General features: G+C 40.8%; 9 protein-coding genes. 4 read left to right on the forward strand and 5 right to left on the reverse strand.

Translation table 11 applies throughout. From position 1 onward, the window contains the following. Positions 1-201 precede the first annotated feature (201 nt). Positions 202-471, reverse strand: coding sequence for a 30S ribosomal protein S15 (rpsO, locus tag ACT4_RS04175; RefSeq protein WP_004876536.1), 270 nt, complete (start codon positions 469-471; stop codon positions 202-204). A 241-nt stretch (positions 472-712) separates the two neighbouring features. On the opposite strand from rpsO, the gene ACT4_RS04180 reads away from it, so the two are divergent. Continuing rightward, positions 713-2,011 (forward strand): EstA family serine hydrolase, encoded by a 1,299-nt coding sequence (locus ACT4_RS04180; RefSeq protein WP_034604604.1) that lies wholly within the window; start codon positions 713-715, stop codon positions 2,009-2,011. A 740-nt stretch (positions 2,012-2,751) separates the two neighbouring features. Here the strand turns inward: ACT4_RS04180 and recD are convergent. The 3 genes from recD to ACT4_RS04195 all read right to left on the reverse strand — a co-directional run bounded on the left by recD (position 2,752) and on the right by ACT4_RS04195 (position 11,973). Then, the gene (gene recD / locus ACT4_RS04185; RefSeq protein ID WP_374750065.1) at positions 2,752-4,473 is read right to left on the reverse strand and encodes an exodeoxyribonuclease V subunit alpha; all 1,722 of its coding nucleotides are present in this window, start codon (positions 4,471-4,473) and stop codon (positions 2,752-2,754) included. Between the two features lie 132 nt (positions 4,474-4,605). Continuing rightward, entirely contained in the window at positions 4,606-8,319 is a 3,714-nt protein-coding gene (locus tag ACT4_RS04190; protein WP_007480089.1) for a UvrD-helicase domain-containing protein, read from the reverse strand. Positions 8,320-8,322: 3 nt separating this feature from the next. Continuing rightward, on the reverse strand, positions 8,323-11,973 hold the full coding sequence (locus ACT4_RS04195) for an exodeoxyribonuclease V subunit gamma (RefSeq protein WP_007480091.1): 3,651 nt from the start codon (positions 11,971-11,973) through the stop codon (positions 8,323-8,325). A gap of 183 nt (positions 11,974-12,156) precedes the next feature. Here ACT4_RS04195 and ACT4_RS04200 point away from each other — a divergent pair, with 183 nt between their 5' ends. Next, on the forward strand, positions 12,157-12,663 hold the full coding sequence (locus ACT4_RS04200) for a hypothetical protein (protein WP_004876530.1): 507 nt from the start codon (positions 12,157-12,159) through the stop codon (positions 12,661-12,663). A 42-nt stretch (positions 12,664-12,705) separates the two neighbouring features. Here the strand turns inward: ACT4_RS04200 and ACT4_RS04205 are convergent, their stop codons facing one another. Continuing rightward, positions 12,706-14,124, reverse strand: coding sequence for a polyphosphate--AMP phosphotransferase (locus ACT4_RS04205; RefSeq protein ID WP_007480092.1), 1,419 nt, complete (start codon positions 14,122-14,124; stop codon positions 12,706-12,708). 204 nt (positions 14,125-14,328) lie between these two features. Between ACT4_RS04205 and ACT4_RS04210 the strand changes: the two genes are divergently transcribed. Both ACT4_RS04210 and ubiE read left to right on the forward strand, forming a co-directional pair. After that, positions 14,329-15,036 (forward strand): hypothetical protein, encoded by a 708-nt coding sequence (locus tag ACT4_RS04210; protein WP_007480093.1) that lies wholly within the window; start codon positions 14,329-14,331, stop codon positions 15,034-15,036. A gap of 199 nt (positions 15,037-15,235) precedes the next feature. After that, entirely contained in the window at positions 15,236-16,177 is a 942-nt protein-coding gene (ubiE, locus tag ACT4_RS04215; protein WP_007480095.1) for a bifunctional demethylmenaquinone methyltransferase/2-methoxy-6-polyprenyl-1,4-benzoquinol methylase UbiE, read from the forward strand. The last annotated feature ends 18 nt before the right edge of the window (positions 16,178-16,195 follow it).

Below are 16,195 nucleotides of genomic sequence, written 5' to 3' on the forward strand. Positions count from 1 at the left end.
GGCATTCAGACTACAACAATATAGATAAATGACAAAGCTTAGAAGCCATCACACTAGACCAAATATTTTAAAAATATTAAACGCAAAGAAGGAGCGAACAAGCGCCCCTTCTAAAGTCATCTAAAGTAAATTAGATGAGACTCTCTTTTCAGCAATAAAGCATAGCAACATGCGAAATACCGAAAACAAAGTAAAATCGAATTAACGACGTAAACCTAATGCGCCGATCAAAGCAACATAACGACCGTGATCTTTACCGTTTAAGTAGTCAAGTAATTTACGACGTTGGTTAACCATACGAATCAAACCACGACGGCTGTGGTGGTCGTGTTTGTGAGCTTTAAAGTGACCTTGTAAATCATTGATTTGAGCAGTCAATAAAGCAACTTGTACTTCTGGTGAACCAGTGTCGTTTTCAGCACGAGCAAATTTAGCGATGATCTCTGCGCGATCTGCGTTAGTTAAAGCCATTCGATTTCTCCGAGATGCTTAAAAAATAAAAATGATAATAATCAGTTGAAGCCAACTGACTGCCGTGCATCACTACAGCAAGTCGCCTATTTTAAGTGATCTATCGTTATATTGCAAAAATGTTTTGTGTTTGCTGGCAATTCGGCAGCTGACAGCATTGAACAAAATAGGCACACTATCATGAGTCTGTTTTCAATTTATGACAGAGACGAAAGAAAACGAAAAATATTGCGAGGGAATCGTGAAAATTTTATCAACAAATACCTGTTATGTACCACATGACCTCAATCAAGTGATTCGCTCAAAAGATGAAGTTGCGGCAGCATTAGGTGGGATGACTGAAAGACAAGTTCAAAAAATTTGGAATAGTGTGGAATGTTTATATAAAACAGGAAACTATCCACTCATCACACTATGTTTACGTCGTCAGGGGCAAGTCGTTTTAAATCGCAGTATTGGCTATGCACAAGGAAACTCTCCTGATGGCTTAGCACCTGATGCCAAAATTGCAACGCCCGACACGCCTGTATGCCTATTTTCAGCATCAAAAATGGTTACGGCGATGTTGATTCATATGCTGGATGAACGCGGTGATCTGAATTTACTTGATCCGATTAGCTATTACATTCCCGAATATGGTGTAAATGGTAAACGTCGCGCCACTATTTTCCATTTACTCTCTCATCGTGGTGGAATTCCCCGTATAGAAGGCGAAGTCACGCCTGAACTTTTATTCGATCAAAATGAAATTTTAAAACGTCTTTGTGCAGCTAAACCCGTTTCTCCTTCAGGTACTCATCTTGCCTACCATGCTGTTACAGCAGGATATATTTTAGGTGAAATCGTTCATCGTGTTACAGGGCAAAGCGTTCGTGAGTTTTTAGCAGAACAAATTGAAAAACCAATGGGATTGGATTATTTCAACTATGGTTTAAAACCTGAATATCGTGCGGATGTTGCAATGAATTATGCAACTGGTGTACATCCAAGTTTAGGTACAGATCAATACCTTAATCATGTGCTTGGTGGTGGTTTACAACTGGCTGTTGATGTAACCAATGACAGCCGTTTTATGGATACCATCTGCCCAGCAGGCAATATTTATACCAGTGCCGATCAGGTTGGCCGTTTCTTTGAAATGTTGCTCAGCGGTGGTGAGTATCAAGGTAAGCAGATCATGAGTGCCAAAACTGTGTTCCGTTCCACATTGCCAACCTCTGGGATTAGCTTAGATCGAACCTTATTGGCACCGATGCGCTACGCACTTGGCCCAATGTTAGGGAGTAATCCTGTTGGTTTATTCGGACCAATGACAGGGCAAGCATTTGGTCATATTGGTTTCTCGAATATTTTATGTTGGGCTGACCCTGAGCGTGACATCAGTGTATCACTGCTGACGACAGGGAAATCAGTCGTCGGTACGCATTTACCAGCTTTAGCCAAAACGCTGTATCAAATCTCCACCAATTGTCCGAAAATCCCAAAAAATCAACGTCGGTCATTGTTTGCAACAGACCGTACCAAAGCCGATTTAGTTTAATCTACTTTCAAACGCGCACAAAAAAGCCCAAGTTTTCGCTTGGGCCTTTGCGCTTAGTTTTTATCGTTATAATTTTAGTTTATTTTTATTTTTTGTCTTTTTATTTAATAACAATCGAACCCTCTGGATGCTTCTCACACATCATCATCTTTTTACGTTCTATCTTTTTACGTTCTGTTGTTATAGAGCTTGTTCCCCTCTCTATAGTTGCTATTCTGTCAGAATCAATTGTGGAGAAAAATAGCATTTTTCTTATCTCTGTGTAAGCAAAAACGTACAGGTCTGTATAACATTTAACTTAATAATGAAAAAAAACTGTCTGACAATAGCCTTATAACTTTTGTAGATTCTGATACATTTCCACTGAATAGCAAATTAATACCAGTAAATCTTTGTCGAAATATGGATCAATTTTTTAAAGTGAAATCAGATTAAAGTGGTTAAAATTAATACAATTAATATCAACATGTTGTGATTAAAATTTATAACAAATAAAAAAGCCCTGTAGTCTCTCCCAAAACTACAAGGCTTAGCGGCTGTAAGTTTCCTCTTTTATCACTTACTTCACTGTAAGTTCGCTGTCTACTGACTTTATTATTATATTTTTGCGATTTACCTAACTTTCCTTGCTAGGCTCTTTGTGTGTACATAATCTCAAAAACACCTGTCTCACTCTAGCGACAATATCTCGAATCCATGTAAGCTTTTACTTACAAAACAGTGAATTTTAAAGAATAAGTTCACAATCTATTCAAATTGATCTTTTGCACTAAACCACTGCGACGTACTGTACGAATTGTCAGCGCTTGTTGTAACGACTTTTGATCAGCCAAAAGTGTAACCACTTTTTTCGCACGCGTAATCGCAGTGTAAATTAATTCTTGGCTCAATAATTTCTCCGCATGTGCATCTAACACAATTGCAGTATGCGTAAATTCAGAACCTTGTGATTTATGAATTGTTAGTGCAAAAGCTGTTTGCATATTACGTGGCAAACGATGTGCTGCAATCCATTTATTTAGACTAGGAAAGAAAACTTCAAATTGTTGAGCTTGCGTTCTGTGCTTAAAACAAATCCCAATGTCACCATTTGAAATCCCTAACTGATAGTCGTTATACGTCATCATCACAGGACGACCAATATACCAATCCCCAACTGCGATTTGTTTGAGTTGCTGGTTTAACCATTGTTCAGCATAACGATTCAGTTGCTCTAGCCCTAATAACGGCCCATGTCGAACAGCAGTGAGGATACGATAATCATCAAACGCTCGTATCACCGTCATCATGTTTTGTTCAATATCATCGGCTTTTAGATACGTCTTTAAGGCATCTACATAGCCCTGAAAACCATACATCAACTTTTGTTGATATTGTTCAGCATCGCCCTCTAGCTGCTCAGGTAAATATTCCAATTGAATCTGATCAGGCATCCCCAGCGTTAATGTGATGGCTTGGAGTACAGTTGGCTTGACGATGTCGCGTTCGAGTTTTTCCAACACGGTATGATGCTCAGCCGAATCTTGCTGATCTTGGATGAATCTTGCAAATTGTCCAATCTTAGCATCCCCTGAAAATCGACGGCTGGTCATCAATTGGACACGGTTTTCAGCCAAAGCCTCAACGTGTTGTAAATCTGCCAATACAGAACCCACATCTACAGAGGCCAACTGATTGGCATCACCCAATAAAATAATTCGACAATGTTCAGGAACCGCTTCAAATAGTAATGTCGCTAGATTCAAATTGAGCATTGAAGCCTCATCAACGACGATCACATCATAAGGCAACGGTTGTTTTTGATTAAAACGTGGTGTTGGCCGATTCCCAATTCCCAATAAACGATGCAAAGTCTGCGTATTTTGATGACGAAGTTCATCCGTGATCAGACCTGATTCCAAAAGCTTTGGATCATTGAATGAGTTTTGCAGTGCTTCTTGCATTCGTTGTGCAGCTTTACCTGTCGGTGCTGCCATTGCAATTCGGATATCTGGAATCGTTTGGTTGAGCGCAGCAATAATCCTTGCCAGTGTATAGGTCTTTCCAGTCCCAGGCCCGCCCGTAATAATACTAAGCCACTGCTGCATGACCATAGTTAAAGCGGCTTGTTGATGTTGATCACTGAGTAAGGTTTGAAAAATAGAAACGTCAATATGAGGCACCATTTGTCGCTTTAATCGACAAATCTGATGAGCGAGGCGTTGCTCTAGCTGCCAATATCGGTATAATGCCAAGCCCTGCTGATCATAGACGCATGGAGCAACTTGGGTTGTTGCGATATCACTAGAAATCGCCAAATCACCTAGCGCTTCGAGCTGTGTTGAATCAACATCAATACAACTATCCCCTTGCAGGCTCGCTTCAACCAATTGTTGCAACACCTGTGCAGCCGTTTCTGGTTGAGCAGACTGAGTAAATGGTGCTTGTGTGAAATAGTGACTCCACATATTTAACCAAGTCATTTGCTCCGCTTGAGCATTACTTTTATTGTCCACAGAGTTATCCTCAAACTTACCCACACGCTTGTCCACAAGGTTATAAACACACTTATTCACAAGATAAGTTTTTGTTTAATTTAAATTCATACACTTTATCTACACCACTTTTCCTGATTTATCTTCAGAGAAATACCCAAGAATTGCGTCCAAACGCAGGATAAACTCATCCTCAGGTTTCCAGTAAAAATAGCCTTGCTGGGCTTGGCCATTCATACCACGTAAATATAGATAAGATGCGCCACCCAAATGTTGCTCAATCTTATAATCTTGCAACTTAATGCTGAGATAACGATGCAACGCAACTAAATATAAAGCGGCCTGCAACCAATAACTCGAAAGCGACATGCTTTCTGCAATCTGTATTGATTGATAATCAAGTTGCGATGCACCTAGATAATTACTTTTATAATCGGCAATGTGATAACGCTGCCCGTCAAAATAAACTAAGTCGATAGAGCCATTGAGATAACGCGCAGACTTTGCCTCAAGTAACTCAGGCATTTCGATTCCATATTCCTCAAATAGCTTTTGCACCCGTTGCATCGCGAGGACACGATCGGAGAGTGCCAAATAGAATGGGCACTCGGATAGGTATTGCCCTGTACTGAGTTGCTGCAACTGAAAATCTTGATTCAATGGCGTTTGTACAACCTCAGCGATCCAGTCCGCAATCCACTGATAGAGTGGCTCACTATTTTGCTGATCTGGAAAATGTTGCTGATAGGTTTCCAACAAAGCTGTCCATAAACTTTGATAGGTATTTTTAAAACGACGACGAATTTCCTCACCCCAAGTTTGAGGTTGTTGAAAATCAATCTGTTCAAAGATTTCATGTAGAAAATTACCAGCTAAAGTCCCTTTCGGGAAATGCTGCTTAATCCATGCGATTGATTCCGTTTGGGTTATCTGTTGTTCTACAGCGAAAATATCCAGTTCATCTTCAGCCTGTTCAACCGTTGCATCCATATTTGCCAATACATCAGTCCGATTGACCTTATGTTTTAAATGCTGTGCCAAATAACTAAAACTGGTTTTGCCACGTGCATAAAAGCGTTGTTCTGGTAAGGGTTGAGCATTCAATATCATGTGCTGTTGCTCTTGCTGTGTTCGAACTGCGAGAGGTCGCTCTAAAATTAAAGCTTCATCGGCACTATAGGTATGTTGAAAATGCTCACCTTGATTTTTCCAAAAAGCGAGACCTGAGAACTTATTTTTCTCCCCTTTTTCAGGCTCAAATACTGCATAAACACGATGACTGGCACGGGTCAATGCCACATACCACAAGCGATTTTGTTCTGCTAAAGCACGTTGTTGATGCTGATCAATCTCAGTTTGCTGTAGGAAATTTTTATCCGCAATCGCAACAACACGTTGAGTTCGAATTTGCCCCGTTTCAGGCAATTGAACCTCTGTCATCGAAAAATTTAAAGTCTTTTGTATTTCTGAATAGGGTTTATTTGCGCCTAATAAAAACACAATTTTAAACTCTAAACCTTTGGACTGATGTATCGTCATGAGCTGAACACCAGCATCACTAGAGAGCTTATGTTCAAGTTCCCAATCACGATCACTCGGTGAGTGCAGTTGTTTTAAATACCAATGATAAAGGTTTTGAATGCCTTGTACGTGCTCACTATGTTGACTCAAAATATCGGTGAGATGACGTAGATTCACTACGGTTCGTTCATTGTCTCGGCTTTGTGTCGCAACCAATTGCTGCCAAATACCAAACTGATTGAGACAGCGTTGCCATGCAGATAAAAAACCCTGATTTAGCCAAATTTCACGAATCTCATCGAACTGCTGAATATAATGGCTTAAACCCTCTGCACTGTGTTCTAACTCCATCAATCGTTTTAGATCGAAGCCAAACAGACGACTCAGTAAAGCACGTTTTAACTTCGCTTCATCATAAGGATGCAGCAACGCAGTGAGTAATGCGCCTACATCCTGCGCAATTGCTGAATCAAATACACTACGCTTGGCGGGTCGATTGACGCGAATACCCATACGTTGCAACACATATTGCACTTCATCAAGTTGGCGATGACTGCGCGACAACACCGCAATATCATCTTCAGCGATGGCTATCGGCTGATCATTGTGTAAATACAGTTGTTTTAAATGCGCTTGATTCAATAGATGCTGAATTTGCCAAGCGACTTGCGTGGCTTGTTCATTCCCCTCTTGCAACTGCAACCAACGTAAAGGCTTTAAATTGGATTGCTGCTGTTCAATCAAAGCAGGATGGAGTCGTGAACCTGCTTGAATCGGGTCATACATGACCTGCTCACCAAAATCCATCTGACGCTGAAATAACACATCGACCACTTCCACCAGTTTTTTGACCGAACGATGATTATGAATCAGTTTATATTCATGCCCTTGCTTCACCATAATATCTTGGTAGGCATTCAGGAAGGTCAGCATATCGCCACCACGGAAACCATAAATCGCCTGTTTACGATCACCGACCATAATCATGCAGCCTTTTTGGTAACGCTGTGGATGTCTCCAAATACTGGCAAGCATATCATCCTGATCTTGGTTGGTATCCTGAAACTCATCGACCAAAATTAAGGGATAACGGGCTTGCACAAACACTGCAAAACGTTGCCCTTGCTCCCCTTTTAAAGCATCAGATAAGGTTTTGATTTGTTGGGCAAAGGTGGTTTCACCTTTTTGCTGTAACACTTGCGGCAAGCGCTTTTTCACTTCAATGCACAAATAAGCTTTTAAAAACACATCCAACTGCTCAAACTGTTGTTGTGTTTGCAGCACAGATTGAAATAACGACTGAATCTGCAATACCGTTGCATGTTGATAAAAAGTATCGCTAATGTCTGCTGGGCATTTTTTAAAGATTTTTTGCTGTTCAAGCTTATCTAAAAACTTAAATACCGCATCTCGCGCGTTGGCAAAATACGCATCAAATACCTGCACATTTTCAACACTTGATAATGCATCTAATAGTAATGGTAGAGATTCCACAAAGAGTTTGTGAAAGGCATGATTACGAAAAGAGGTACCATTAATATGTGAATAATATGCGCCATCCAATGAGAAATAATCAGACAAGGTACTCAAATCAATGTGCTGCACCTGATGTTGCCAAGCTTGCAATTGAGTTAGCTCAATTTCAGGCATATCAGGTAATTTAAATTGTGCCGAACTAAAGTTCAGCGAGCTTTCCACCATCCCCACAAAATGATCAACACTTTTTAAACTACCGACACTATAAAGTGCATCAATCACTTGCTGCGGTTGTGTTTGAATCCATTCACGTAATACATCATGAATCAATTGTCGTGTGTAGGTTTTCGCATCTTCTGTGATTTGCGCTCTTTCAATTTTGCCACTTTCAAAAGCAAACTCTCGCAATAACTTTTGACTAAAACTATCTAGTGTCCCAACAAATAACTCATCGAGTTGATCAATCACCAACTTGAGCCGTTCACAAGCATAGGCAATCCGTGGCGCAAAATGCTGTAGCACATGCTGTTTCAAAGGATCAGATTCTTGTGCTGCCTGAACTAGAATATCTCGCTCGAGTACATCTCGGAAAGGTTCTAAATAATCTAAAGTTTCAACGAGACGTAGCCGGATTCTCGTTTTTAACTCGGCAGCAGCTGCACGAGTAAATGTGGTTGCAATCACCTGATTCGGTAAATATTTTTCTAAAAAAATGCGTACCATCAAACTGGACAAGGTATAGGTTTTACCTGTTCCTGCCGATGCCTCAATCAAATGCAACCCTTGAAACTGAATATCACGAATCGGTTGATAAGACACTGGATATAGAGAGCTCATGCCTTACTCCACACGCAAAAATTCAAAAATCGGTTGATACAAGGCAAATGAATACTGATCACAAGCATAGTTCAATAAAGCAGTGGCATCTTGTTCTTGTAAAATAAACTGCCAATCTCGATGTAATTTACACGCTTCATTTTGTGTCATGTCAAAACCTGAAAAATCGCCTGTATCATTCCAATCTTTTAACACTTGTTTTTGACTATTTTCATCCAAAATTTGTCGAGTATCTTGCTCAATCCATTCATAAGGTTTGGCTTTTTCCAAAGGTTTTAATAATAATGCTGCTGGCAAAACCACGGGTTGTTGTTGCGCATTTTGCCAAAGCTGTAACCATGCTTGTAAATAATCTTTTGCTTGGGTTGAACTTACGCCTTCACAAATCACCGTTTGATTACTGAACACCACGATACGGCGTTTCTCAGTGGCTTCACCCTGATTTGAGACAACCAGCCAGAGCAAATATTCCAACCACACTTTAGCCAAACGTTTGGCACGCGCACTAGAAGCATCTAAGCTCACCCAATCCTGCACATCTTGCTTGGGGGTGATACAACTCATTTGCAAATGCTTAGAAACTCGCCAAATACGTTGCGTGGTTTGCGTTGGCGCGGCTGCATATTGCTGTAAACGTTCCATTAAACGTTGTTGTTCTAAACGGCTTTGCTGCCATGCACTGTGCAGTACCTTGCCGACAGGCAACTGATCTTGCAAGATGCTGGGTGAAACTTTTTCATCGTGCTGCTGTAAAAAATGTCGAATCGCATATTTGCCTAGACCATCTAATAACAAAGGCTCGGCTAGATCGACCAATTCAGTGGCACTTAAATTTTCCACCCCTAGCGTTTTTAAATATAGCCGTGCTGGAAAGGTCACATCTTGAATCCATTGCTGACTCTCCAAAATGGTCATTTCACTCTGTTCAACTGGATAGGCTACATTCACCCATGCCTGTCGTTCACCTTTCGCTTTCTGAATCTGTGAAGCAACCTTAAACCATTGATCTTGGAAACGTACAGGTCGATCCGTCGTAAAGCCGAGCGGATCAAAAGGCTGCAAACGGTGTACATGATAGAGAGGATAAAGTTGAGGTGGGCAAATCTCCCCTAACCCCTCTTTGATAAACATAGGAACTTCCTCACTCTCCCCCCTTTCATACAGAGGCATTGGGGAGGATTGAACAATCAACGCCAAATGATCTCGAAAGCCTTGCAACACACTTGAAGGCTCTCTCACTTCACCATCATTGATATCAAAACCATTATAGAACAGCCACAATTGCTCTTGCGCTAACAATACTGCATCTAAAAATGCGCCCTGATCATCCTCTAAACGAGAGCGATCACCCAATTGCTGACGCAATGCATCCATTAAGTCAAAAGGAATATGGCTGTCTCGATTTGGGAACTTACCTGTATCTAAATTTAATAGCACAATCAAACGATAAGGAATCGGACGGATTTGCCCGATCTGACTAAAGGTGATTTGTCCTGTTGGTTCAACCTGTGCAGACTGACTTTCTAAAGTTCGTTGGATTTCTTCAATGATATAAGGCAATGGCAATGAAATTTGACGCAGCTCAGTTTCAGCATCTTCATAATAACTGGCCAAAGTCAGCATACGCTCTTGCTTTTGGATGATTTCACGTACAGCTTTTAACGCGACAATCTCCGCTTGCTCAAACTCCTGCACATCATCTTTCAGTCGTTTTAACCATGCCTCAACAGGCAACCGCTGACCATGTTCATGTGCCATCAGCCAATTTCGTCGCGCAGATAAATCTTGATAAATCTGAATCAGAATTCCAATCAGCTCAAAATCACTAGACTGAACCATCGCATAACTAAGCGTCTGTTGCACCATCACATGCGCAGGTACTGCAATACCTAGCGCCAAACGATCTAAGGCGAATTTAAAACTATAACGATAGTCTTGGTCAGTTTCACTCAAACTTTGTTGCAGGTGCTCTGCATCCAAACCACGCTTAAAACCCGCATCATTGAGTAAATCCAACATTCGTTGAGCTTGGCTATAATCCAAACCATAGCGCTGTTGCGTTGCAGATAAATTTAACCAGTCTGCGAAATCATCTTGGGTAAAGCGACCTTGTGTCAATTGCAAACGACCTAGCACCGCACGCCAAGCATTCAAAGCATCAAGCTGGGCGACACCTGCAATTTTGACAGGTAAAAAAACTTCCTGATCATTGGCAACCGCAGGAAATACACTACGAATCAACGGTTCTAGCTCAGCGAGATTTGGCGTTAAAACCAACACATCACTTGGACGACGCGGCATGACATCAGACTGAGATAGCCAATTGACCAATTGCTCTTTAAGTACCTCAAGTTGACGTAAGCTGGAATGGCAAACATGCAATTGAATCGATTGATCATCAATGGCAAGTTCATATTGCGCAGCTTGAGGTTCAGCGAGATAGAAAATATCAGACTGGATTTTCCCTAATAAAGTTTCAGGAAATTGCTCAACAAAAGCATCCACCCACTTGCCTTCCTCACCTGTTGCAAGCTGGGACAATAAAGAGAAATGGTCACGCGCCTGCTTCCCTAAGCGAGTCAGCAAAGGATGACGTGACTCGCGTGCTTGCGCATTAAAGAACAGCGTAAATTGTTCAAAAAACGCCGTGATTTCCTCATCCGTTGCTTTGGGATTTTTGGCAATAAAGCGCTCTTTCACCCCTAAATCGTAGCGTTGCTTCCACAAAGGATCGACACTATCCGCCCAATACTCTTGAGATGGGTTATAGTGCAAAATAACCACATCTAAATATTGTCCTAAGCGGCGTAAAAACTGCAATTGGCTCGGTGGTAAATCCAAAATGGTAAATACAATCACCTGATTGGGCAGTTGCGCTAACGCTTGATCACGTTTGTGCGGTTGATCAAGAATATGCCAAAAGTCAGCATCAATACTCTGCATCTCGACAAAGTCATCATGGAAATAGTTCTGCCATAGCCAACGTTGCCATGCCTCGAGCTTTTCTGTTTGCTCTAAGCTAAATGCCGAGGTTTGTTGATCTGTGATTGAGATGAGTTGTTCGATATTCAAGGCTTGGTTTCTGCCCCAAGCCGATAACCAATTACCTGAACAGGTACACTCGCCCTCACATGCACGTTGGCAAGTCCCACGATAAATCATGTAGTTGTTAAACAGTTGAGAGACTTGCTCAGCTACCCAATACAACATACTTTGTTTTTTTAGCTGTTTCTCTTTGCCATGTTGTAGTTGATCAGCACTATCGTAAATACGCTGTACGATTGAATATAAAGGATGATCTTCAGCTAGACTGATTTGATCTGCTTGAATAAAGGGTTGTAAGGCTTGATGAATGCGCCATTTTAAAATCAATCGAGGAATATTGGCTTTACGTACTTTTTCTTTATTTTCTAAGACTTGTTGATAAGCGTACCACTGAAAACCGCGAATACGTTGATGAAATTGATAATTGGCAGTCATGCCTTGTTGTTCAGCAATTTTCTGCGTGAGCCACTGCTCCTGTGCGGGACTCGGTACAATAAAATGCTGCGTTTTAAAGACTTGAAATGGCGAGTTGCTCGGCTGAGTAATTGATGCCATCACACCTTGCAATAACACATCAAGGCGTTGACTTTGAATAACATGAATCCCCATGCGTAACTACAACCTCGTCAATAAATCAGCATTGTGTTGCACGAAACCGTACACAATCATCACTATACAACTTCATCGAACTATGTCACGTTAAACACACAAGGAAATAAAAAAATTGTTTTGAAATTCACCACTCAGTACGATTGAATGTACTATCGAGGGATAGACTTTAGGTATAACTTTATGAAAATTGAAAAAATTCCTGACTCAATTGATCCGAGCTTGAACTTGGATCAAATCCGCGAAGAGTGTTTAGAGCTTACAAAAAAGCGTGCGTATTGGTCAGCAGGTGCAGCGATAGTTCCTATTCCATTTTTTGATGTTGTGGTCGATTTAGGTATGTTGACCCAGATCATTCCTTATGTGAATGCTCGCTTTGGCTTAGCGCCTGAACATATCAGTGTCTATGACCCAGAAACCAAGAAAGTACATTGGGATGAATTACGTAAACGTGGCTTTGAGTTCTCAGGTTTTGTGGTAGCACGTACCGCGATGAAAAAATCGTTTAATGGTTTTTTTACCAAGATTGCGACCAAACAAGTGACCAAGTTTATTCCTCTCGGTGGTCAACTTGTGGCAGCAAGCCTTGGTTATTTCATGATGCGTAAAATTACCGAAGCACATATTCAAGATTGCTATAACTTGGCAAAACGTATTCAGCAGAAAAGCCGTAATACCATTGTGGCTTAATCACTTTTAAACGTAATGCTTTTATATCTTTCAGTTGAAAGCTTAATCCGCTTTCAACTGTTTTAAAATTGCCTTCAGCACTTCGATCCTTGCAGTATTTTTATCATCAGTCGCAATCACATACCACGGCGCGTAATCAGTATTCGTTCGTTCAAACATATCCGCAGCCGCATTTAAATAATCATCCCATTTTTCACGGTTGCGCCAATCTTCTTCAGTAATTTTAAAGCGTTTATGTGGCGTTTGTTCACGCGCTTTAAAACGCGCTGCTTGCTCATCTTTACTAATGGCGAGCCAAATTTTCACAAGTACGGTTTGGCTATCGACAACACTTTGTTCAAAACGATTAATTTCGTCATAAGCACGTTGCCATTCGACAGCACTAGCAAAGCCCTCAATTCTTTCAACTAAAACACGTCCATACCATGTACGATCGAAAATTGTGATCTTGCCACTATCATTTAACTTACTCCAAAAGCGCCATAAATAAGGACGACGTAACTCATAACGCTCTGGTGCAGCAATACTATGAATTTCATATTCACGTGGATCGAGTTTTTTTACGATGCGCTTAATCGCACCACCCTTTCCAGCCGCATCCATTCCCTCAAAAGCCACCACCACTTTACGTTCGTCATAACGCAGCGCATCAGCCACTTTTTTGGTCAGTTTGTTTAGCTCTTCCTTATATTCATCTTTATCTAAACTGTCTTTCGAAGGTTCAAGTAAAGTTTTCGGAATTTTGGCTTGTTGCCATTTTTCTGTAATTTTGGTTTGGTGATCGGGTAGCTCACGTAACGTTTGCAACACATATTGTGCGAAGCATTGATCTCTTACTTTTTCATCCTCACCATCAATCACAAACCAATCATCTGTAAATTTTTGACTTAGACTCGCCAAGGTATCGTATTGTTTTTTATTGCGCCAATCTAAACCATGTAATTTATGCCAATGTTGTTCTGAAGCATCAATTTGATCTAACCGTTTCTGTAATGATTTCCATGACAAGTCAAACCAGACTTTAATCACATGCACATTGTTGTGTTGTAAGTCATGCTCAAAAGCTCTCATCTGCTCAACATAGGCATCAAACAACTCTTCATTTAAAGGTTTTGATACATGCATCGCAGTTGAAAGTAGGTCGCTGTACCAATTACCAAACATCACCACGATCTGCCCTTCGGCAGGAATAAATCGGGTATACGGCTGCCAAAATACTTGGTTCGATGAAAGCAGCGTTGGAGCATCCGCCTTCACTTTTAAATATCGCGGATCGAGCCATTCTCGCAATTGCTTGACTGACTCGCCCTTGCCCGCCATTTCAATGCCGCTAACCAAAATCAGAACACTTTTGGCATTCTTCTTATCTCGACTATCTTTTAAAGCGTATTGTGCTTCAATCAGATCTAAAGACAGTTCATCTTCATCTCGTATTTCAAATTTTGGTTGTTGTGCGCTCATCTTTAATTCTAAATGGCTAATTATTAAGAATAAGTATAATGAAATCGATTTAGAGCTTTAGAGAACCCTTGTACAGTTTATGTAGAGTTAAATCAGTGAATGACAACAGTGACCAATTGTTAAACATTTTCGGTTTATGCTGTCATGGTTCTTCGTTATTATGCAGCCTATGATTTTATGGTTTTATTTTCTTTGAGTTCAAACATGTCAAAACTCGCTGCATTTGATCAACTTTTATTACAATACCAATCTTTGAACTATCACCAAAACCCAGCGATTGCCCAACGTCTGCACGAAGTACAAGCATGGATGAAAGAGCGTATTGCTCAAACGCATGAAGAATTTTTTGCTCGTCCAGAAAATCAACTTATGGCGCAATATTTTCTCAATCGTTTATACGGCGGCCCTGATTTTGATGCTATGGCACAGCAAATAGAACGCCTATTAAAGTATGCTCATAAAGCAGAAAGCTTACTCCCTGAAAATGCAATTAAAACGGGGACTAAGTCGGTGAGCCTTGCGGTCCTCGCAACTCAACTGGATGAGCAAGTTGCTATGCAACTTTTGGAGGATTATCCATTAGAAACGGCATTGACTGATGACATCATGCGTCAAACCCTTGTGAAACTTGATCAAGGCGAGGCTCGTTATGAACAGCTTCATTTACTGGATGAACTGGGTCAAACACTTGATAAATATATGCGTTCAACCATGATGTTTGCAGCCTTTAAAATGTGTAAAGGTATTGCACATAAATATCAATTCGATCAAATGTATGAATTCATCCAAGAAGGCTTTGCCGCAATGAAACCGATGAAATCAGCCGCGGTATTTATCAAAACATTTACCGAAAAAGAGCGTGAAATTATCGACAAAGTGCATGCAGGACACCCTGATCCATTTCGTGCATAACACAGTTACTTAAATCCCTCTTCACTTAAGAGGGATTTTCATTTAAGAACTCAAAAAACCAAAATGAAAACACTTTTGAGATCGTGACTTTCTGTATATTATTCACAACAATGATATGCTAAGCCCTGTAAAAAATTACAAAATCTGTCATCATGCATGCTGATTCGTGCCGCTAGAGCAAAAAGTTTAGGAGAACACAATGTCTAACGAAAACCAACAGCCTACCCCAGAAGTTGAGCAAACTCAAAGTTCAGACAAAGTTAGCCCATTCCTAAGCGCACCGCTTCCTCAAGGCACACCTCAAGGTCAGCAACAATCTTTACAACAAAATATTGCGTCTACACCAACAGGTTCGATTCCAAAATACAACCTACCTCGCGGTGCGAATACAGGTAATGTTGGAGAAACTACACACTTCGGCTACCAAACTGTAAGCAGTGATGATAAAGCACAGAAAGTTGCAGAAGTTTTCCACTCAGTTGCAAGCAAGTACGACATCATGAATGATTTGATGTCATTTGGTATTCATCGCCTTTGGAAACGTTTTGCGATCAATATGTCTGGCGTTCGTCGTGGGCAACACGTACTTGATATTGCAGGCGGTACGGGTGACCTTGCCAAAGTATTTAGCCGTGAAGTCGGTCCACAAGGACACGTTGTTCTTTCTGACATTAATGAATCAATGTTAAATGTTGGTCGTGATCGCCTGATTGATGCGGGCTGCACCAACGTTGATTTCGTTCTTGCCAACGCAGAAACATTAGAACCATTTGCAGACAATAGTTTTGATTTAGTGACTATTAGTTTTGGTCTTCGTAACGTGACGGATAAAGATGCGGCACTACAAGCGATGTATCGCGTGCTGAAGCCAGGTGGCCGTTTATTGGTACTTGAATTTTCAAAACCAGTGTTTGAACCATTTTCTAAATTGTATGACCTTTACTCATTCACGGCACTTCCGATCATGGGTAAACTCGTTGCAAATGACTCTGAAAGTTATAAATACCTTGCTGAATCGATTCGTATGCACCCAGATCAACGTACTTTAAAAGGCATGATGGAAAATGCGGGCTTCCAGAGCTGTGACTATCACAACTTAACAGGTGGTATCGTTGCGGTTCACCGCGGATTCAAACTTTAAAGTTTTGACGTTAAGGAA

It is taken from the genome of Acinetobacter sp. NBRC 100985 (assembly GCF_000241225.1).
GTDB classification, from domain to species: Bacteria; Pseudomonadota; Gammaproteobacteria; order Pseudomonadales; family Moraxellaceae; genus Acinetobacter; species Acinetobacter venetianus.